The following is an 18,928-nucleotide window of genomic DNA, read 5'->3' on the forward strand; positions in this document are numbered from 1 at the left end:
GCCCCGGCCCGGAACCCGGATACGCCGTACCCGCACACGCCGTACCCACGCGCGCCGACGCGTCCCGGTACAGGGTGGGGCTCTGTGCGCGTCGGCGGGGCTCCGGGCGTGTGGAGAGCGACTTCGTGAAGAACGACTTCGTGGAAAACGACCGCACGGAGAACGACTTCGTTCGCGTGGAGAATTTCGCGGTGGAAAAAGGTGTTGCGGCGGGCGCCGCGAATTCGGACCATGACGCCTCGTGACGTCAGCTTCCTCCTCGCCTTCTTCGCCTTCCTCGTCCGGCTCTTCCTCGTCCGGCCGGTTCTCCTCGCTACTGCCCGACCTCACGCCCCTGCGTTCCTCGGCCGACTTCCGGCTCCTGTGGCTCCAGGGGGTGGTCACGTACTTCGGCAGCTTCATGGCACTGATCGCGTTGCCTCTCCAGATCAAGGAGCTGACGGGGTCGCCGCTGGCCGTCGGTGCGATGGGCGCGGTCGAGCTGGTGCCGCTGATCGTGTTCGGCCTGTACGGCGGTGCGCTCGCGGACGCCGTTGACCGCCGCAAGGTGATCCTGGGCACCGAGGCGGGGCTGGGGCTGCTGGCCCTGGTACTCCTGGTGAACGCCGTGCTGCCCGATCCGCTGCTCTGGCCGCTCTACCTGGTCGCCGGCGGGGTCTCCGCGCTCGCCGGGCTGCAGCGGCCCGCGCTGGACTCGTTGATGGCCCGGATCGTCCCGCACGACCAGCAGACCGCCGCAGCCGCGCTGAACGCGCTGCGCTGGCAGTTCGGCGCGATCACCGGACCGGCGGTGGCGGGGCTCGTGGTGGCCTACGCGGGGCACGCCACGGCGTACTCGGTCACGATTGTGACGTTCGCCGTCTCCGTACTGCTGTGTCTGCGCCTGACCCCGGCCCCGCCCGTCCGGGAGAACGCGAAGCCGTCACTGCGCGGGATCGCCGAAGGGGCGGCGTACGCCTGGAGCCGACCGGTGCTGCTGGGGACGTACGCGGTCGACATGGTCGCGATGTTCTTCGCCTTCCCGAACACGATCTTTCCGTTCCTCGCCGACGAACTGGACGCCGAGTGGTCGCTGGGCCTGATGTACGCGGCGGGGTCGGTCGGCTCCCTGCTGCTGGGCCTGACCAGCGGGTGGACGTCGCGGGTGCGGCGGCACGGGCTGTTCGTGGTGTTCGGAGCAGCGGTCTGGGGGCTTGCGATCGCGGCGGCGGGCTGGTTCGCCAGCGTGTGGCCGGTGCTGGTCTGCCTGGCGGTGGCGGGCGCGGGCGACACCCTCAGCGGCCTCGGCCGCTCCACGATCTGGAACCAGACCATTCCGGAGGAGCTGCGGGGCCGCCTGGCGGGCATCGAGGTGCTCTCGTACAGCGTCGGCCCGCAACTGGGTCAGGTGCGGGCCGGTGCGATGGCCGGCTGGACGGGGACCCGCACAGCGATCTGGAGCGGTGGGGTGGCGTGTGTGGCCTCGGTCGCGCTGCTCACCACCGCGCTGCCGAAGCTGCTGACCTACGACTCCCGCACGGACGAGGACGCGGTACGCAGGCGGGCCCAGCAGCAGGCGTTGCCCCGCTCCCCCGAACCGGAATCCGGCTCTCTCGGGCCGGAGGCCAGCCCGTCCGGGGCGGGGTCCGGCGCCTCCGGAGACTGACACAACGGCCACAGCGCGCGGGGCGAGGGAACGCGAGGTCGCAGGGGCGCGGGGAGGCAGGGTCCAGCGGGCAAGTCGGGCCGGCGGACCCCCGGGCGCGGCGGGTGCGGCGGGCAGCGGGCGGTGGCCGCCCCCGGCCCGCCGGGCCTTCCCGCCGGGCCTCCCGTGTCACGCCCGGCCTTCCGCGGGGCCTCCCGTGTCACGCCCGGCCTCCCCGCCGGGCCTCGCGTCACGCCCGGCCCCCACGGGGCCGGGCGCCGTCCGTCCGGCCTTCCGACGGACCCTCCCGTCACACGTCCGGCCGTCCGGTCAGGCGTCCGGCTCCCTCGGAGACTCGTCGTCGTGCCACCTGGGGTCCGTCTCCCACTCCTGGTTCCGTTCCCGCGCCGTCTCCATCGCGTGCCGCGCCTCCTCCCGGGAGGCATACGGTCCGAAGCGGTCCTTGGCCGGGCACTCGGGACCCTCCTCGACCTTCTTGTGCCGGAGGCAGTAGTACCACTCGCCCGGCTTGCCGACCGTGCGCTTCTTGAACAGGGCCATCACCGGCTCCTTCCGTCGGGGCCATGCTGCCCCAAGCGCGCTGGTTAGACTCGCTGACATGTCTGGCCAGTCGCTGCTCGTGCCCGGGGAGATCACTCCCATCCGTTCCGTGCCCGGAAAGATCCGACGCCCCGAGTACGTGGGCAAGCCGGCCCCCACCCCGTACACCGGCCCGGAGGTCCAGGACGCCGACACCGTCGAGCGCATGCGCGTGGCGGGCCGGATCGCCGCACAGGCGATGGCCGAGGCCGCCAAGCACATTGCCCCGGGTGTCACGACGGACGAACTCGACCGGGTGGCCCACGAGTTCATGTGCGACCACGGCGCCTACCCCTCGACGCTGGGCTACCGAGGGTTCCCCAAGTCGCTGTGCACCTCGATCAACGAGGTGATCTGCCACGGCATCCCCGACTCCACGGTGCTGCGCGACGGCGACATCGTGAACCTCGACGTCACCGCGTACATCGACGGTGTGCACGGCGACAACAACGCCACCTATCTCTGCGGTGACGTGGACGAGGAGTCACGACTGCTGGTGGAGCGCACCGAGGAGGCGCTGAACCGGGCGATCAAGACGGTCCGCCCGGGGCGGCAGATCAACGTGATCGGGCGGGTCATCGAGTCGTACGCGAAGCGTTTCGGGTACGGGGTGGTGCGGGACTTCACGGGGCACGGGATCAATTCCTCGTTCCACTCGGGGCTGATCATCCCGCACTACGACAGCCCGCACGCGACCACCGTGATGAAGCCCGGCATGACGTTCACCATCGAGCCGATGCTGACGCTGGGCGGCTACGACTACGACATGTGGGACGACGGCTGGACGGTGGTCACGAAGGACCGCAAGCGCACCGCCCAGTTCGAGCACACGCTGGTGGTGACGGATACGGGCGCCGAGATCCTGACGCTCCCGTAACTGCGGGGACCACCGACCATGAGAGCGGCCGCCTACGGGCGGCCGCTTTTGCGTACCCGCGCCGCCACGCGCCCCCCTTCTCCCGCGCCTCCCCCCTGGCTCCCTTCACTCGCACGCCCTCCCGCACCCGCGCCCCATCGGAACAAGGCGTATTGTTTTTACCGACAAACTGTCGGGAAGCTGTTGACTTAGGTAAACCTAAGTAGGAAGATCGGAAGCGTCGGCAGGGACCGCGAAGCACGGTGACTGTTGTCTTTTTATCCGTCTCTTTCAGGACTTTCCGTCCCCTCGGCCCCTGGAGGCCCGCCTTGGACGCAACCGCCGCAGTCACGCCCTTCTCGACGCTCATCCGCACGGCGTCGCACGAACAGCACACCGAGGCGGAGACCTCGACCTTCATGAGCGACCTGCTCGGCGGGCGCCTCGGAGTGGACGCGTACACGCGCTACACCGAGCAGTTGTGGTTCGTGTACCTGGCGCTGGAGGAGGGGGCCCAGGCGCTGCGGAGCGACCCGGTCGCCGGTCCGTTCATACGGTCCGAGCTGATGCGCACCGCCGAGCTGGAGCGCGACCTGGCCCATCTGCGGGGTGCCGACTGGCGTGAGGGCCTGGAACCGCTGCCCGCCACCGCCGCGTACGCCGCACGGGTCGCCGAGTGCGCCCGCACCTGGTCCGCCGGCTACATCGCCCACCACTACACCCGCTACCTCGGCGATCTCTCGGGCGGCCAGATCATCCGCGACAAGGCGGAGAAGACCTGGGGCTTCGCGCGCAAGGGGGACGGGGTCCGGTTCTACGTCTTCGAGGGGATCGCCAACCCCGCCGCGTTCAAGCGGGACTACCGCGAGCTGCTGGACGCGCTGAACGCGGACGACCTGGAGAAGCAGCGCGTCATCGACGAGTGCAAGCGCGCGTTCGCGCTGAACACCGCGGTCTTCCGGGAGCTGGGCGAGGCGTTCCCGATCAGCGCGTAGTGCTGGGGCCGGGAAGGTTCACCGGCCCACGGCGTCCGGTGCCTCCCCGGGCTCTCGGTTCCGCTCGCGCAGGGGAGACCCGCCCCTCGCGCGTCGGCGCATCATCCGGGTACATCCGGTACGCGGGTGGTGCGCCGCCGTGCGTTGCACCACCCCGGACGGACGCGGGCTTCCCGGCACGCCTTCCAGTCGCGGCGTCGGCCCGTCCGCACAGGGCCTCGGCGCGGCCGACGGCACCGACCGTGGTGATGGTCGGTGCCGTCGGCCGCGCCGCTCCCGTTTCCGGTACACCGGCACACAGACACACCGCCACCGCCCGGGTGGCGGCCGTTGGACCGGCCGTCACCCGGGCGGTGTGCTCGGGACGGTGTGCTCGGACGCCGTGCCGCGGTGGTCAGGCGGTACGGCGACGGGCGGCGAGGACGACGCCCGCACCGGTCGCCACGACGAGGCCCGCACCGGCGATCAGGGCGCCGGCCGGGAGGTCGGAGCCGGTGGACGCGAGAGAGCCGGAGCCGCCGACCGAACCGCCGACGGAGCCACCGCCCACGCTGCCGCCCCCGAGGGACACGGAGCCCCCGGCCAGGCCCGTGGAACCGGTGGAGCCGGTCGTACCGCCGGAGCCGCCCGGGGCACCGGGGAGTTCGGCGTCCTTGTCCAGCGCGACCGCGACGGTCAGGGCGTCGAGCTGATCGCCCGTGCGGTACATGCCGCCGAACGCCTTGGTGCCGTCGGCAGTGAGGGTCGCCGGCACGGCGGTGAGGGTCACCACGCCGTCCTTGGCGGCGAGTTCGCCCTTCGGCAGCTTCAGGTCGGCGATGGCCAGGCCGGTGTAGACGGAGACCTTCTTGGTCTCGCGGTCCTTGGTGGAGACGTCCGCGATCAGCCTGCCCTTGCCACCGCTCACCTGGACCTCCATGTTGGTGAGCGAGAGGTCCAGGGTGTAAGCGCCGTTCTCCTTGTGCCCCAGGAAGCGGACCTTGCCGTCGAACCCGGCGTTCAGGGTCTGCTTCGCGGCGTCGAAGCGGCCGGTGGCGTCGGGGAACCGATAGCCGTCGCCGGAGGCGGTGGCACCGCCCGTCGTCTCGACCTTGCCGTCCGCGATGGGGCCGGTGACGTACGAGCGGAACGACTGCTTGACGCCCCAGTCCAGGGTGCCGTCGACGATCGCGCCGGGCTCGGCGGCCGGCTTGTCGGTGGCGGTGGCCGACGGGGAGGCGGATGAGGTGGGCTTGCCGGTCGGCTGGGCCGTGGGTTCCTTGGTAGGCCCGGTGGTCGGCTCCTTGGTGGGCCCGGTGGTGGGCTCCTTGGTGGGCCCGGTGGTGGGCTCCGTGGTCGGGGCGGCGCCGGCCTTCACCGAGAGCGTCGCCGGGTCGAGCGCGTCGCCCTCCTTGTACTGGCCGTTGAACGCCTCGGAGCCCGCCTTCGTCAGCGTCGCCGGGATGTCCTTGAAGACCATCGCGCCGCCCTCGCCCTGTCCGGGCTTCACCCCCGTCAGGTCGAGGGAGGCGAACTCCACGTCGTCACGGGTGCCTTCCGGGCCCGTGACGTCGGCGGTGATCGACCCGCCGGTACGGGTGGTGGAGAGCTTCACGTCCGACAGCGTGATGTCGAGGGCGCCGCTGTGGGCGTAGAAGTGGACCCCGCCCTCGAAGGCGGTGGCGGTGGCGTGCGTGGCCGTGTCGTAGGTGCCCTTGCCGTTGACGAAGGTGAAGACGCCGTTGTCCGGCGCCTGGACGGCCCCGTCCTTGACGGTGATCTTCCCGCCGGCGAACGGCGAGGACAGGTACGTGCGGAAGGACCCCTTGACGCCCCACTCCAGCGTGCCGTCCTTCAGGTCCAGCGTGGGCGCCCCGGCGCCCGCCCGGCCGGGGGTGGTGTCGTCGGCGGCGAGTGCCGGAAGCGCGAAGGCGGTCGCGCCGAGGGCTGCCGCCGTGGCGACGGCGGCGGCGAGGGTTATAGGGCGGCGGGTGGCTGCCATGGCGGGTGGTCTCCTCGGGGGTGCGGTACGGGGGTGGCGGAAGAGGGGGTTTCAGTTGCCGGGCCGTGAGGCGCCGCGGCGGCGGGCGAGGTACAGCGCACCGGCCGCGACGGCCAGGACGCCCGCGCCTCCGGCGCCGACGTACAGCCCGGTGCGGGAGCCCGAGCCGGAACCGGTATCCGGCGCGGACGCGGTGGTGGTCGTGGTCTGCTCCGTCGGCAAGGGCGACGGGGCGGTGTCGCTGCCCAGGTCGGGCAGGGCGGGGAGTTCGGCGTCGCGGTCGACGGCGACGGCCAGGGAGACCGGGTCCATCCCGGTGCCCGCCCGGTAGAGCGAGCCGAACGCCTCGGCTCCGTCGGCAGTGAGGGTGGCGGGGGCCTCGGTGACGACGGCGAGGCCGTTCTTCGGCACGAAGTCCTTCGCGGCGAAGGTGACCAGCGGCACGGCCTTCTTCCGGTCTCCGCCGCTCAGCACGTCGGCCACGAGCGTGCCCTTGCCGTCCTTCACCCGGACCGCGACCGCCGAGAATTCCAGGTCCAGCCCCTCGGCCCCGGTGAAGCGGACGCTGCCCGCGAACCGTGCGTCCAGGCTCTGCTTCTTGGGGTCGTACGTGCCCTTGCCCTTCGGGAAGCGGAAGAGCGCGCCACCGTCCCGGGCTCCGTCGGCGAGCGTCCACTTGCCCTTGCCGACGGAGCCGGTGACGTACTCGCGGAAGGTGCGGCGCACGCCCCAGTCGACGGCGGCGTCCTCGACACGTCCAGCGGCCTTCTCGCCCTTCCCGTCCTTCTTGTCCTTCTTCGGGTCGGCGGACTTCCCTGCGGTCTTCTCCGGGGAGGCGGCCGCATCCGGCTTCCCCGCGGGTGCGGTGGTGTCCACGGAGAGGCTGATCGGGTCGAGCGGCGTGCCGGCCGTGTAGTAGCCGGCGAACGCCTTCGCGCCCTGCGGCGTCAGCGTCGCCGGGATGCCGGTGAGGGCGATGGGGGTGGTACCGCCCCGCATGTCGATTCCGGACAGGTTGAGCGTGGCGAGCGGCACCTGCGCGGTGGACGCGACCCGGCCGCTGCCCCGCTCCTTGCTGACCATGTCGGCGAGGACCGTGCCCCGGCCGCCCGTGATCCGGACGGTGGGACGACTGATGGAGAGGTCCAGTTCGTTGCTGCCGTCGTCCTTCCCGTGGCCGACGAAGCGGACCCCGCCGGAGAAACCCGCAGTGAAGGCGCCGGTCGCCGGGTCGTAGGAACCGGCGGCGGAGTGGAAGCGGAACTCGTTGCCGACCGTGGAGACGCCGCTGTGCACGATCACACCCCCGTTCGCGACGGGTCCGGTGACATAGCTCTGGAACGACGACTTGATGCCCCAGTCCAGCCGTCCGCCCTGCACCGTACGGCTTGCGGCCTGTGCGGCGGTGGCCGGGAGCAGGGCTCCGAGCAGCGCCGCGAACAGCGCGACCGCGAGCGCCCGTCCGGGCACGCGGGCAGATCGGGACGACAGCATGAGGACCCCTCCGAGATCTATCGAGCGAGGTAAGGCTAACCTAAGATATGCAGATCGTGTGGTGGTACCCCCTTCCACCGCATCACGCGCGAACCATGGCCAACTACGCATGGCGGAACGACAGGACGGTGCCCCAGTGCGCTTCTCGCAGGACTTCGCCCCACCGGGACGGCGCACCCGGCGACCGGGACGCGGACGTCCCGGACCCGGCGGTCCTGCCGCCCCCGGCCGGCCGCGCGGACCGCTCGGCGCCCTGACGGCGGTCCTCGCCCTGGCCCTGCTCCTGGCCGGCTGCGGCGGCTCGGACGCCGGGACTCCCGCCGCGAAGTCCCCGGCCTCCGCGAAGGCCGCGGCCGACCGGGTCGAGCCGTTGGCCGACGCGCCGAAGCCCCGACTGCCCGTCACCGTGAAGTCTGCCGACGGGATGGAGGTCACCGTCACCTCGGCCGACCGCATCGTGCCGCTGACGGGTGGTCTGAGCGAGATCGTCTTCACGCTCGGCCTCGGCGAGCGGGTGGTGGCCCGGGACATCACCACCACCTTCGAACAGGCGGCGAAGCTCCCGGTCGTGACCCGGGCTCATGACGTCTCGGCGGAGAGCATGCTCTCACTGAGGCCCACCGTGGTCCTCGCGGAGACCACCACCGGCCCGGCCGAGGCCATCGAGCAGATCCGCGACGCCGGAGTCCCGCTCCTGGTGGTCGACCCGGCCAAGGAACTCACCGATGTCGGCCGCCGGATCGAGACCGTGTCGGCGGCCCTGGGCGTACCGGACGCGGGCGCCGCGCTCGACGCCCGCACCCGGTCCCGCATCGAGGCCGCGAAGAAGTCCGTGCCCGCCGACGACGGCAAGAAGCCCCGGGTGGCCTTCCTCTACCTGCGCGGCTCCGCCTCCGTCTATCTGCTCGGCGGCCGGGAGTCGGGGGCGGGTTCACTCATCGAGGCGGCCGGAGGCGTCGACGCGGGCAAGGAGTCCGGCCTGAAGAAGGACTTCACCCCCATCACCAGCGAGGCGCTCGCCAAGGCGGCGCCCGATGCCATCCTGGTGATGAGCAAGGGACTCGCGTCGGTGGGCGGTGTCGACGGCCTGGTGAAGATCCCGGGCGTCGCCGAGACCCCGGCCGGGCTGGACCGGCGGATCGTCTCCATCGACGACGGAGTGCTGCTGAACTACGGGCCGCGCACCGACCAGGTGCTCGACGGTTTGATCGCACAGCTCCACCCGAAGGGCGGGGCGGCCAAGTGACGACCTCGTACGAGGAACGCGCCGGCACCCGGCGGGCGGACACCGGTCCCCCGGCCGCCGAGGCCCCGGCACCGGAGGGCACCGGGCCGCGCGCTTCGGGCTCCCGGCGCTCCACCGCCTTCCTCCTGACCGTCGGTCTGGTCGCCGCCCTCCTGGTGTGCTGTCTGCTGTCCGCCGGGCTCGGCGCGTACAACATCCCGCTCGGCGACGTCCTCGGGTCCGTCCAGCACCGGCTCGGGCTCGGCGGTGCGGCGCTGGACCGGGTCGGCGAGAGCGTGCTGTGGAACGTGCGGCTGCCGAGGGTCGTCCTCGCCCTGCTCGTCGGGGCTTCGCTGGGCTGCGCGGGCGCCCTGATGCAGGGCGTGTTCGGCAACCCGCTCGCGGAACCCGCGGTGATCGGCATCTCCTCCGGTGCGGCGGTCGGCGCGGTCGCCTCGATCGCGCTCGGGCTGACCTTCTTCGGCAACTGGACCGTGACCGTGTGCGCGTTCGCCGCCGGCCTCGCGACGGTGCTGCTGGTCTACACGCTGTCGCGGACGGGCGGGCGCACCGAGGTCGTCACGCTGATCCTCACCGGGATCGCCGTCAACGCCTTCGCGGGGGCGCTGATCGGGCTGTCCATCTTCTTCGCCGACAACGCGCAGATCTCACAGATCACCTTCTGGCAGTTGGGTTCGCTGGCCCAGGCGACCTGGCCCAAGGTGCTCGCCGTGCTGCCGTGCGCGGTGCTGGGGCTGCTCGTCGCACCGTTCTACGCCCGCAAGCTGGACCTCCTCGCACTGGGCGAGCGGCCCGCCCGGCATCTGGGGGTCGACGTGGAGCGGCTGCGGATCGTGCTCGTGCTGGTGGTGGCGCTGCTGACGGCCGCGGCGGTGGCCGTCTCCGGGATCATCTCGTTCGTGGGTCTGCTGGTGCCGCACCTGCTGCGGATGGCCAACGGTCCGGGGCACCGCTTCCTCATCCCCGGCAGCGCCCTGGGCGGGGCCCTCGTCCTGGTGGCGGGTGATCTCGCGGCCCGCACCGTGGCCGATCCCGCCGAGTTGCCGCTCGGCGTGCTGACCGCGCTCTTCGGCAGCCCGTTCTTCTTCTGGCTGCTGCGCAGGACCCGGCGCAAGCAGGGCGGTTGGGCATGAGCACGCCGATCGGCCCGTCGCGGGCGGCCAGGCCGGGCGCGGACGCGCCGAGGAGTACGTCACCTGCGAGGACATGGGCATGAGGACACTGAGGAATCCGTTCCGGACGCGGAGCCGACGGCTGCCCGCTGCCCTCTCCCCCGGCGCCCCCGCCATCGAGGCGCACGAGCTGCGGGTGCGGCTGGGGCAGCGGTCGGTGCTCGACTCCATCGATCTGACCGCGCACGCGGGCGAGGTGGTGGCACTGGTCGGGCCCAACGGGGCCGGGAAGTCGACGCTGCTGGCGGCGCTGTCCGCCGACCTGCCCGCGGAGAGCGGCGAGGTACGGATCGACGGGCGTCCGGTGACCGACTGGTCGCCCGCCGAACTGGCCCTGCGACGAGCGGTGCTGCCGCAGACCGCCGCGTTGTCGTTCCCGTTCCCGGTGGCGGACGTGGTCCGGATGGGCCGCGCACCGTGGGCCGGGACGGAACGGGAGGACGAGGACGATCCGGCCGTCGCCGCGGCGATGGCGGCCACCGAGGTCGCCGAGTTCGCCGCACGCCCCTTCTCCGCGCTGTCCGGCGGGGAACGGGCCCGGGTCGCGCTGGCCCGGGTGCTGGCGCAGCGCGCCCCGTTGCTGCTGCTCGACGAACCCACCGCCGCGCTCGATCTGCGCCACCAGGAACTGGTGCTGAGGATCTGCCGGGAGCGGGCGGCGGCCGGGGACGCGGTCGTCGTGGTGCTGCACGATCTGGGCCTGGCGGCGGCCTACGCGGACCGGGCGGCCGTGCTGCACGGCGGCCGGATCGCGGTGGCGGGCCCGCCCGCCGAGGTCTTCACCGGTGAGCTGCTCGGCGAGGTCTACCGGCAGCCGGTCGAGGTGTTCCCTCATCCGCGGACCGGAGTGCCGCTCGTCGTACCGCACCGCTCGACGGGAGCGGTGGGCGCGGACTGAGGGCTGTCCCGTGATCCCCGGCGAGCGCGCGCCTTGACCGTCGCTTGACCGTTCCGAGGAGCATCCATGGGGGAGCCGTGATCCGATCGTATCCATGGGGTTCAAGGTGAGAGGTGAATCACGGCTCAGGCGGGTACCGGTCAGGTAAGCCTCGATTAAGTTAGGTCTGCCTCACCTGACTTTGCCCGTTGTTCTCGACTTCATCTTCATCCTCTGTGGAGCCTCGTATGCGAGCCGTTCGTCTCTCCGTCGTCACCGCTGCCGCCGGCGTCGCAGCTCTGACCGCCGTCACGGGTTGTGCGCAGAAGAGCGACGGCAAGGGCGAAGGTGCCGTACAGGTCGTCGCGAAGGACGACGCCTGCGAGGTGTCGAAGACGGAGGTCCCGGCCGGCCACGTCGAACTGGCCGTGCAGAACAAGGGTTCCAAGGTCACCGAGGTCTACATCCTGTTCCCCGACGACCGCATCGTCGCCGAGCGCGAGAACATCGGCCCCGGCACCAAGGCGAACATCACGGCCGAGATCAAGGCCGGTTCGTACGAGATCGCCTGCAAGCCGGGCATGAAGGGCCACGGCATCCGGCAGAAGATCGAGGTCACCGGCGCCAACGCGGCCAAGCGCAGCCCCGAGATGGACAAGGCCGTCGCCGAGTACCGCACCTATGTCCAGGCCCAGGCCGACGCGACGCTGCCGAAGGCCAAGAAGTTCACGGACGCCGTCGCCGCCGGTGACATCGAGACCGCCAAGAAGCTCTACGCCGACTCGCGGCTGGGCTGGGAGCGCACCGAGCCGGTCGCCGAGTCGTTCGGCGACATCGACCCGAAGGTCGATGTCCGCGAGGACGGCCTGGAGGACGGTCAGAAGTGGACCGGCTGGCACCGCCTGGAGAAGGCACTGTGGCAGGACAAGAAGCTGGGTGCCGAGGAGAAGGCGCTGGCCCCGGTCCTCTACAAGGACCTGGTCGACTGGCAGAAGCGGGTCGGCACCGCGGACATCACCCCGACCTCGATGGCCAACGGCGCCAAGGAGCTCCTGGACGAGGTCGCCACCGGCAAGGTCACCGGTGAGGAGGAGCGCTACAGCCACACCGACCTGGTCGACTTCAAGGCCAACGTCGAGGGCGCCGAGATGTCCTACAAGCTGCTGAAGCCGATCGCCTCGAAGAACGACCCGGCGCTGACGACGTCGCTGGACAAGCAGTTCGCCGCGCTGAACACGCTGCTGGACAAGTACCGCGAGGACAAGTCCTCGTACGAGTTCACCTCGTACGACAAGGTCGGCAAGGCGGACCGCAAGGAGCTGTCGGACGCGGTGAACGCGCTGGCCGAGCCGCTGTCCCGGCTGGCCGCTGCGGTGACGAAGTAACGGCGGGCAGAAGCGGGAGCGGACAGGAGTGACCGGGATGTCGGATCAGAAGCGGAGCGACGAAGGCACCGGGACGGCCTCGGCGGGGCCCGCCCCGTCCCGCCGGGCCCTGCTCGGCTGGGGCGGCGCCGGGCTGGCGCTGGGGGCGGTCGCGGCGGGCGGCGCGATGGCCGCGATCCGGCCGGGGAGCGACGCGGTGCCGGCCGCCGACAGCGGCGCGGCCGTACCGTTCCACGGGGAGCACCAGGCCGGCATCGCCACCGCCGTCCAGGACCGGCTGCACTTCGCCGCGTTCGACGTGACGACGAAGGACCGCGCCGAACTGGTCACGCTGCTCAAGGAGTGGACCCGGGCCGCCGAGCGGATGGCCGCCGGTCACGCGGTCGGCGACGGCGCGTACGGCGGCCCCGCCGAGGCCCCGCCGGACGACACCGGTGAGGCCCTGGGGCTCAAGCCGTCCCGGCTCACGCTCACCATCGGCTTCGGCCCCTCGCTCTTCGCCAAGGGACGTTTCGGCCTGGAGGACAAGCGCCCCGAGGCGCTCGTCGACCTGCCGAAGTTCTCCGGCGACAACCTCGATCCGGCCCGCAGCGGCGGCGATCTGTGCGTCCAGGCGTGCGCGGACGACCCGCAGGTGGCGGTGCACGCCATCCGCAACCTGGCCAGGATCGGCATGGGCCGCACCGCGATCCGCTGGTCCCAGCTCGGTTTCGGCAAGACGTCCTCGACCACGCCCGACGCCCAGACCCCGCGCAACATGATGGGCTTCAAGGACGGCACCCGGAACATCTCCGGCACCGACACCGCCGCCCTCGACCAGCACGTGTGGGTCGGCGAGAAGGACGACGACACGGGCTGGATGGCCGGGGGTTCGTACCTGGTGGCCCGGCGCATCCGGATGCACATCGAGACCTGGGACCGGGCCCCGCTCCAGGAGCAGGAGGACATCTTCGGCCGCGACAAGGGCGAGGGCGCCCCGGTCGGCAAGTCCAAGGAGCACGACGAGCCGTTCCTGAAGGCGATGCTGCCGACCGCCCATGTGCGGCTCGCCCACCCGGACAGCAACGACGGTGCGGCGATGCTGCGCCGCGGATACTCGTTCACCGACGGCACGGACGGCCTCGGCCGCCTCGACGCCGGGCTGTTCTTCATCGCGTACCAGCGCGACAGCCGCAAGGGGTTCATCCCCGTGCAGCGCCGCTTGGCGGGGCACGACGCGCTCAACGAGTACATCCAGCACGTGGGTTCGGCACACTTCGCCGTCCCGCCGGGCGTCCGCGACAAGGACGACTGGTGGGGCCGGGCGCTGTTCTCGTGACGGGACCCGGACCGGGGTCCGTCACGGGACTCGAAGCGGATCCCGTGACGGGACCCGGAGCGGAACAGCGGAACAGGAGAACCGAGACGTGTTCAGCAATTTTCTGATCGGCCTGCGCGAGGGCCTCGAGGCCAGCCTGGTCGTCTGCATCCTCATCGCCTACCTGGTGAAGACCGGCAACAGGGACAAGCTGGTGCCGATCTGGATCGGCGTCGGCATCGCGGTCTTCATCAGCCTGGCGTTCGGCGCGGGCCTCGAGTTCGGCTCGCAGGAGATGACGTTCAAGGCCCAGGAGGCGCTCGGCGGTTCGCTGTCGATCATCTCGGTGGGCCTGGTCACCTGGATGGTGTTCTGGATGCGGCGCACCGCCCGGCACCTGAAGACCGAGCTGCACGGCAAGCTGGACACGGCACTCGCGATGGGGACCGGCGCGCTGGTGGCCACGGCGCTCCTCGCGGTGGGCCGGGAGGGCCTGGAGACCTCGCTGTTCGTGTGGCGCGCGGTGCATGCGGCGGACGACGGCTGGCACCCGATGATCGGCGCCTTCCTCGGGATCGGGGCCGCGGTCGTGCTGGGGTGGCTGTTCTACCGGGGTGCGCTGCGGATCAACCTGTCGAAGTTCTTCACCTGGACCGGCGGCATGCTGGTGGTCGTCGCCGCGGGCGTTCTCGCATACGGGGTCCACGACCTGCAGGAGGCCGAGTTCCTCGGGGGCCTGCACAACCTCGCGTTCGACGTCAGCGGCGCCATTCCGCCGGACAGCTGGTACGGCACGCTGCTGAAGGGCACGTTCAACTTCCAGCCGGATCCGACCGTTCTCCAACTCGTCGTGTGGCTGGGGTATCTGATCCCCACACTCGCCCTGTTCCTCGCCCCGGTAGGGTTCGGACGGTCAGTGCGGGCGACGGATCAGAAGGCGCGGAAAGCAACGGATGAGAAGTCTGGGGCCGATTCGGCGGACGGCGGGGCTCACGGCAGCGGCGACGGTGCTGTGCGTGACGGCGAGCGGGTGCGTGACGGTGCACGGCGAGCTGGCAGTGGTACCGGCGGCAACCAGGGCTGAGGCCGCACAGGCCCTGAAGGACTTCACCGACGCGTACAACGCGGCGGACAAGGCGTACGACCCGGCCCTCGACGCGGACCGGGTCGCCGGCCCGCTGGGCGCGATCAACCAGGCCGGGCTGAAGGCACGCCGGAAGAACAACCCGGACGGCAATGCCCGTCATGTGCCGCTGGAACTGAACGACGCCACCTACCTCATCCCGAAGAAGGCCGGCTGGCCGCGCTGGTTCGTCGCGGACACGGACTCCAACCGCGACCGGGACGGCGCGAAGCTGGACACCCGCTGGCTGCTCGTCTTCGTCAAGTCCGGCCCCGACGCGGGGTGGCGGACCTCCTACCTGGCGGTGGTCCCGTCGGCGCGGCTGCCCCGCTTCGCGAAGGACGACGACGGCCGCGCCCGGCCGGTGGCCGCGGACAGCACCGAACTGGCCGTGGCACCGGAGGACTTGAGCACCCAGTACACGGAGTACCTGGAGAAGGGCGCCCCGGACGTCTTCGCCCCCGGTGACGCCACCTCGGCCTGGCGCGAGGCGCGTCGCACGACCCGGCGCCCCGGCTTCTCGTACCAGTACGTCGACCAGCCGCTGGACACCGGCACGTTCGCCCCGCTGGGTCTGGAGACGGACGACGGCGGGGCGCTGGTCTTCTTCAGCAGCAAGCACTTCGAACGGCAGACGGCCGCGAAGGGGCTGCGTCCTGCGCTCAACGCGGACGTGGAGGCGCTGCTGACGGGCGAGGTGAAGTCGACCCTCACCAAGGAGCGGGTGTCCAGCCAGCTGGTGTACGTGCCGAAGAAGGGCACGGGCGACGGCAAGGTGGTCGTGCTGAACCGGCTGCCGGGTCTGACGGCGGCGAAGGGATCCTGACGGACGGGTTCCGGCGGCCTCGCCGTACCCGCCCCACAGGCGGTAGGGGTCCGGCGGCCCGTACGCGCCGCCCGGACCGTGCCCGGCCGCCCCTGACGCGACGGTTCGCGGGGCCCGGTCGCACGGTACGGCGTATCCGGGGCCGGCTGCGGACCCGGCGAACGGGTCCGGGTCCGGGTCCGGCGGCGGGAACGCTAACGGCTCAGTGGCCAGGCCACCGAGCCGTGATCGAGTTCGTTCTGGTCCACCGCGTCCGCGTACTGGGCGCAGGCGTCGGTGAGCGTTTCCAGCAGCGTGAGCGGATCGGGCAGCGGATGCTCCGGACCGCGTACCCACCGCACGTCCAGCTCCCCGGGAAGCATGGCGGGCGGCAGGAGGACATAGCTGCCCCGGCAGTGCCAGCGCAGCCCCGGATGCTCGTCCATGGTCTCGGGGTGGCAGTCCAGCTCGCAGGGCCACCACTCGTCCTCGTCCTCGGGGGTGCCCCGGGTCGCGGTGAAGAACAGCATCCGGTCGTCGCCGGACCGGGCGACGGGACCGATCTCGACACCCGCCGCGAGAAGCCGCTCCAGGGCCTGCTCCCCCGCGGACAGCGGCACGTCGAGCACGTCGTGGATCATGCCGGTCGCGGTGATGAAGTTGGCCTGCGGCTGATTGCGGGCCCAGCGTTCGATCTGGGCACGATCGGTGGTGGCCTGGGTCTGCCAGGCGAAGGAGATGGGGTGCCGGGCGGGGGTGGGGCAGCCGATGCGTTCACAGGAACATCGGTAGCCGACCGGGTGGGCCGCGGGCGCGATCGGCATTCCGGCGTCGGCGACGGCCAGGAGCAGCGCCTCCCTGGCTGTGTCGTCGGCCTCGCTCTGCTCTGGTTTGGGCCGGCGGCGGAGCCATTGGGAAATCCTGCTCGCTGAGCCGCGACCACGGCCGAAATCGGCGCCCATCTATCCCCTCACCTCGGTATTGCGTCTGCCCATCGTCGCACCATCCTGCGCCCCGGGTGGCCGGAGTTCCGAAGCGGGGTACGGGAGACGCCATGAGAAACCTGCCTCTTTGGAGGTTTTTGTCATGAAATGACGGGTGCATCTCACGGCGTCCTGGCCGCTTCCGGCCCATGCGGGGCGCGGTCGGCGGCCCGATAGGCGTACGCGGCGGCGGCCATGCGGAACCACCCGATCGGATCACTGCGCACCGCCCCAGGAAAGCGGACCATGGGCTCACGCACTCACCCGTGCGACGTACCCGGCAAGCGACCCCTGCGACGCGTAGAGGAGCCTTCATTGCCCACGGACCACCAGGCCACCCCCACCCCCCACCGGGGCGCTCCGCGCCACGCCCCCGGCCGTCGGGCCACGCCCCGCCGTTACCTGATGTGCCCTCCGGCCCACTTCCAGGTGACGTACTCCATCAACCCGTGGATGGACCCCGGCAAGCCCGTGGACCTCCGGCTGGCCCAGGCCCAGTGGGAGGACCTGCGGGACCGCTACCGCGCTCTGGGCCATACGGTGGAACTACTGACGCCCCGCCCCGGCCTGCCCGACATGGTGTTCGCCGCCAACGGCGCCACCGTCGTCGACGGCCGGGTGCTGGGCGCCCGGTTCGCCTACCGGGAACGGCACGAGGAGGCCGCCGCCCATCGCGAGTGGTTCCGGGCCGAGGGCTTCACCGAGATCCACGAGCCGGCCCACGTCAACGAGGGCGAGGGCGACTTCGCGGTCACCGCGTCGTACCTGCTGGCCGGGCGGGGCTTCCGGTCCAGTCCGCTGTCGCACGGCGAGGCCCAGGAGTTCCTGGGGCGCCCGGTGATCGGCCTCGATCTGGTGGATCCGCGCTACTACCACCTGGACACGGCCCTGTCCGTGCTCGACGAGGCGGGCGACGAGATCATGTACTACCCGGGCGCCTTCTCCCCCGGCAGCCGGGCGGTGCTGGCGCGGCTCTTCCCCGACGCGCTGATCGCCGAGGAGGCGGACGCGGCGGCGCTCGGCCTGAACGCGGTGAGCGACGGGTTGCACGTGCTGCTGCCGCAGGCCGCGACGGGGCTCTTCGATCCCTTGCGGGAGCGCGGCTTCGTGCCGGTGCCGATGGATCTGGGCGAACTGCTCAAGGGCGGCGGCAGCGTGAAGTGCTGCACGCAGGAGCTGCGCGGCGGGTAGCGCGGGAAGCCGCCCGGGGCGGTGCGGGAGCCGCACGAGGCGCGGCGCGGAACCGTACGGGAGGCACGCAGCGGCCGGGGCGTGTTTCGAAAGGAGCGTCGTTCGCCCGACGGGCCGGACGGGACTTTCGAAACACGCCCCGGGAAGACGCCCGGGACGGCGCGGGAGCCAGGGCGCACGGAGCAGGCCGCCGGGCGGCGGTGGGCCGACGCCCGGCGGCCCAGCGCCCGGCTTCAGGCGTCCCGCCCGTCCGGCGGCCACGCGTCGCCCCACCCGACGTCCCGGGCCGTCCGGTAGAGCTCGCCGTGCCGCTTGGTGACCGTGGCCCGTCGCAGCGCCTCGTCGCGGGTGCACAGGTCGAGCAGCACCTGCCCTTTGCGGATCTGGGGCCTGCGGACGACACGCGACTCGGCGGGCGTCGTCTCGAAGCGGGTCGCCACGACGTAGCTGAACTTCTCGTCCTCGTACGGCAGCGATCCGCCCTTGACCTGCCGGTGCAGCGAGGACCGGCTGACCCTGGCCGAGAAGTGGCACCAGTCGGTGCCCGGCTCGATGGGGCAGGCGCCGCTGTGCGGGCAGGGCGCGGCGACCGTCAGCCCGGCGGCGACCAGTCGGTCGCGGGCCTCGATGATCCGGGCGTACCCGTCGGGGGTGCCCGGCTCGACGAGCACGACCGCCGTCGCCGCGGCGGCGACGGCGTCGACGAGACCGGCCCGGACCTCCGCCGTCAGTTCGTTGAGCACGTAGGAGACGGTGACGAGGTCGGCGGGGGCGAGTTCGAGGCCCGCGCCGATCCGCTCCCGGCGCCACTCGGCCGCGCGCAGGGCCGGGATGCCGGAGGCCCCGGCCAGCTCTCGGCCGAGGGCGAGGGCGGGCTCGGCCCAGTCCAGCACGGTGGTCCGCACGTCCTCCCAGGCACCGGCCACGGCCCAGCTCGCCGCTCCGGTGCCGCCGCCGACGTCGGTGTGCGTGGCGGGCGCCCAGTCCGGGGCGGCCGACCGGAACGCGTCGAGGGCGGACCGTACCGCCTCGAAGGTCGCGGGCATCCGGTACGCGGCATAGGCCGCCACATCGGAACGGTCACGGAGCACCGGGGCATGTGTGGGGGTGGTCCCGCGGTAGTTGGCGATGAGCCGGTCGACGGCCTGGGCGGCCTGCCTGGGCGGCAGTCCGTCGAGCAGTGCGGCCAGTGCCGTGCGCAGGGCTTCCGCGGTGGAAGGGGTGGCGTTCACCGACGAATTGTAGGCGGAGGTGACGAACCGGCCTACGGACCGGAAACTGCGGAGAACAGCGGTACTC

Annotated in this window: 16 protein-coding genes; 11 read left to right on the forward strand and 5 right to left on the reverse strand. The window is 71.9% G+C overall.

All coding sequences use genetic code 11. The annotated features are described in order from the left end of the window. Positions 1-316: 316 nt before the first annotated feature. Positions 317-1,645: an MFS transporter gene (locus ACIHCL_RS02145; protein ID WP_399857102.1), complete on the forward strand. Its 1,329-nt coding sequence runs from the start codon at positions 317-319 to the stop codon at positions 1,643-1,645. A gap of 309 nt (positions 1,646-1,954) precedes the next feature. Here the strand turns inward: ACIHCL_RS02145 and ACIHCL_RS02150 are convergent, their stop codons facing one another. Further along, entirely contained in the window at positions 1,955-2,185 is a 231-nt protein-coding gene (locus ACIHCL_RS02150) for a hypothetical protein (RefSeq protein WP_399855922.1), read from the reverse strand. Positions 2,186-2,243: 58 nt separating this feature from the next. On the opposite strand from ACIHCL_RS02150, the gene map reads away from it, so the two are divergent. Further along, the gene (map, locus tag ACIHCL_RS02155; protein ID WP_399855924.1) at positions 2,244-3,101 is read left to right on the forward strand and encodes a type I methionyl aminopeptidase; all 858 of its coding nucleotides are present in this window, start codon (positions 2,244-2,246) and stop codon (positions 3,099-3,101) included. Between the two features lie 308 nt (positions 3,102-3,409). Continuing rightward, positions 3,410-4,075 carry a heme oxygenase (biliverdin-producing) gene (locus ACIHCL_RS02160; RefSeq protein WP_399855926.1) on the forward strand — a complete coding sequence of 222 codons (666 nt, stop codon included), beginning with the start codon at positions 3,410-3,412 and terminating at the stop codon, positions 4,073-4,075. Between the two features lie 394 nt (positions 4,076-4,469). Here ACIHCL_RS02160 and ACIHCL_RS02165 read toward each other — a convergent pair whose 3' ends face one another. Together ACIHCL_RS02165 and ACIHCL_RS02170 are read right to left on the reverse strand one after the other, a co-directional pair. Continuing rightward, the gene (locus tag ACIHCL_RS02165; RefSeq protein WP_399855928.1) at positions 4,470-6,056 is read right to left on the reverse strand and encodes an HtaA domain-containing protein; all 1,587 of its coding nucleotides are present in this window, start codon (positions 6,054-6,056) and stop codon (positions 4,470-4,472) included. Positions 6,057-6,107: 51 nt separating this feature from the next. Beyond that, the gene (locus ACIHCL_RS02170) at positions 6,108-7,550 is read right to left on the reverse strand and encodes an HtaA domain-containing protein (RefSeq protein WP_399855931.1); all 1,443 of its coding nucleotides are present in this window, start codon (positions 7,548-7,550) and stop codon (positions 6,108-6,110) included. 136 nt (positions 7,551-7,686) lie between these two features. Between ACIHCL_RS02170 and ACIHCL_RS02175 the strand changes: the two genes are divergently transcribed. The 7 genes from ACIHCL_RS02175 to ACIHCL_RS02205 all read left to right on the forward strand — a co-directional run bounded on the left by ACIHCL_RS02175 (position 7,687) and on the right by ACIHCL_RS02205 (position 15,476). Further along, positions 7,687-8,796 (forward strand): hemin ABC transporter substrate-binding protein, encoded by a 1,110-nt coding sequence (locus tag ACIHCL_RS02175; RefSeq protein ID WP_399857104.1) that lies wholly within the window; start codon positions 7,687-7,689, stop codon positions 8,794-8,796. After that, complete coding sequence (locus ACIHCL_RS02180; RefSeq protein ID WP_399855934.1) at positions 8,793-9,929, forward strand: FecCD family ABC transporter permease; 1,137 nt, start codon at positions 8,793-8,795, stop codon at positions 9,927-9,929. The genes ACIHCL_RS02175 and ACIHCL_RS02180 overlap by 4 nt, the downstream gene beginning before the upstream one ends. 79 nt (positions 9,930-10,008) lie before the next feature. Beyond that, on the forward strand, positions 10,009-10,866 hold the full coding sequence (locus ACIHCL_RS02185; protein ID WP_399855936.1) for a heme ABC transporter ATP-binding protein: 858 nt from the start codon (positions 10,009-10,011) through the stop codon (positions 10,864-10,866). Positions 10,867-11,093: 227 nt separating this feature from the next. Then, positions 11,094-12,230: an iron uptake system protein EfeO gene (efeO, locus tag ACIHCL_RS02190; protein WP_399855939.1), complete on the forward strand. Its 1,137-nt coding sequence runs from the start codon at positions 11,094-11,096 to the stop codon at positions 12,228-12,230. A gap of 37 nt (positions 12,231-12,267) precedes the next feature. Continuing rightward, positions 12,268-13,548, forward strand: coding sequence for an iron uptake transporter deferrochelatase/peroxidase subunit (gene efeB, locus ACIHCL_RS02195; protein WP_399855942.1), 1,281 nt, complete (start codon positions 12,268-12,270; stop codon positions 13,546-13,548). Between the two features lie 88 nt (positions 13,549-13,636). Next, positions 13,637-14,611, forward strand: a complete 975-nt coding sequence (gene efeU, locus ACIHCL_RS02200) for an iron uptake transporter permease EfeU (protein ID WP_399855945.1) — start codon at positions 13,637-13,639, stop codon at positions 14,609-14,611. Continuing rightward, positions 14,544-15,476: a hypothetical protein gene (locus ACIHCL_RS02205; RefSeq protein WP_399855947.1), complete on the forward strand. Its 933-nt coding sequence runs from the start codon at positions 14,544-14,546 to the stop codon at positions 15,474-15,476. Before efeU ends, ACIHCL_RS02205 begins: the two co-directional genes overlap by 68 nt. Before the next feature lie 194 nt (positions 15,477-15,670). Here the strand turns inward: ACIHCL_RS02205 and ACIHCL_RS02210 are convergent, their stop codons facing one another. Beyond that, entirely contained in the window at positions 15,671-16,417 is a 747-nt protein-coding gene (locus ACIHCL_RS02210) for a bifunctional DNA primase/polymerase (RefSeq protein ID WP_399855949.1), read from the reverse strand. Between the two features lie 336 nt (positions 16,418-16,753). Between ACIHCL_RS02210 and ddaH the strand changes: the two genes are divergently transcribed. Then, positions 16,754-17,629 (forward strand): dimethylargininase, encoded by an 876-nt coding sequence (gene ddaH / locus ACIHCL_RS02215; RefSeq protein WP_399855951.1) that lies wholly within the window; start codon positions 16,754-16,756, stop codon positions 17,627-17,629. Between the two features lie 233 nt (positions 17,630-17,862). Here the strand turns inward: ddaH and ACIHCL_RS02220 are convergent, their stop codons facing one another. Further along, positions 17,863-18,861, reverse strand: a complete 999-nt coding sequence (locus tag ACIHCL_RS02220) for a small ribosomal subunit Rsm22 family protein (protein WP_399855954.1) — start codon at positions 18,859-18,861, stop codon at positions 17,863-17,865. Between the last annotated feature and the right edge of the window lie 67 nt (positions 18,862-18,928).

The organism is Streptomyces sp. NPDC052042, assembly GCF_044548345.1.
Classification (GTDB): Bacteria; Actinomycetota; Actinomycetes; order Streptomycetales; family Streptomycetaceae; genus Streptomyces.

Excerpts from the sequence above, each read along its gene's own strand:
- ACIHCL_RS02185 (WP_399855936.1), top strand. The coding sequence starts at position 10,009 with ATGAGGACACTGAGGAATCCGTTCCGGACGCGGAGCCGACGGCTGCCC.
- ACIHCL_RS02165 (WP_399855928.1), bottom strand. The coding sequence starts at position 6,056 with ATGGCAGCCACCCGCCGCCCTATAACCCTCGCCGCCGCCGTCGCCACG.
- ACIHCL_RS02170 (WP_399855931.1), bottom strand. The coding sequence starts at position 7,550 with ATGCTGTCGTCCCGATCTGCCCGCGTGCCCGGACGGGCGCTCGCGGTC.
- efeO (WP_399855939.1), top strand. The coding sequence starts at position 11,094 with ATGCGAGCCGTTCGTCTCTCCGTCGTCACCGCTGCCGCCGGCGTCGCA.
- efeB (WP_399855942.1), top strand. The coding sequence starts at position 12,268 with ATGTCGGATCAGAAGCGGAGCGACGAAGGCACCGGGACGGCCTCGGCG.
- ACIHCL_RS02150 (WP_399855922.1), bottom strand. The coding sequence starts at position 2,185 with ATGGCCCTGTTCAAGAAGCGCACGGTCGGCAAGCCGGGCGAGTGGTAC.
- ACIHCL_RS02210 (WP_399855949.1), bottom strand. The coding sequence starts at position 16,417 with ATGGGCGCCGATTTCGGCCGTGGTCGCGGCTCAGCGAGCAGGATTTCC.
- map (WP_399855924.1), top strand. The coding sequence starts at position 2,244 with ATGTCTGGCCAGTCGCTGCTCGTGCCCGGGGAGATCACTCCCATCCGT.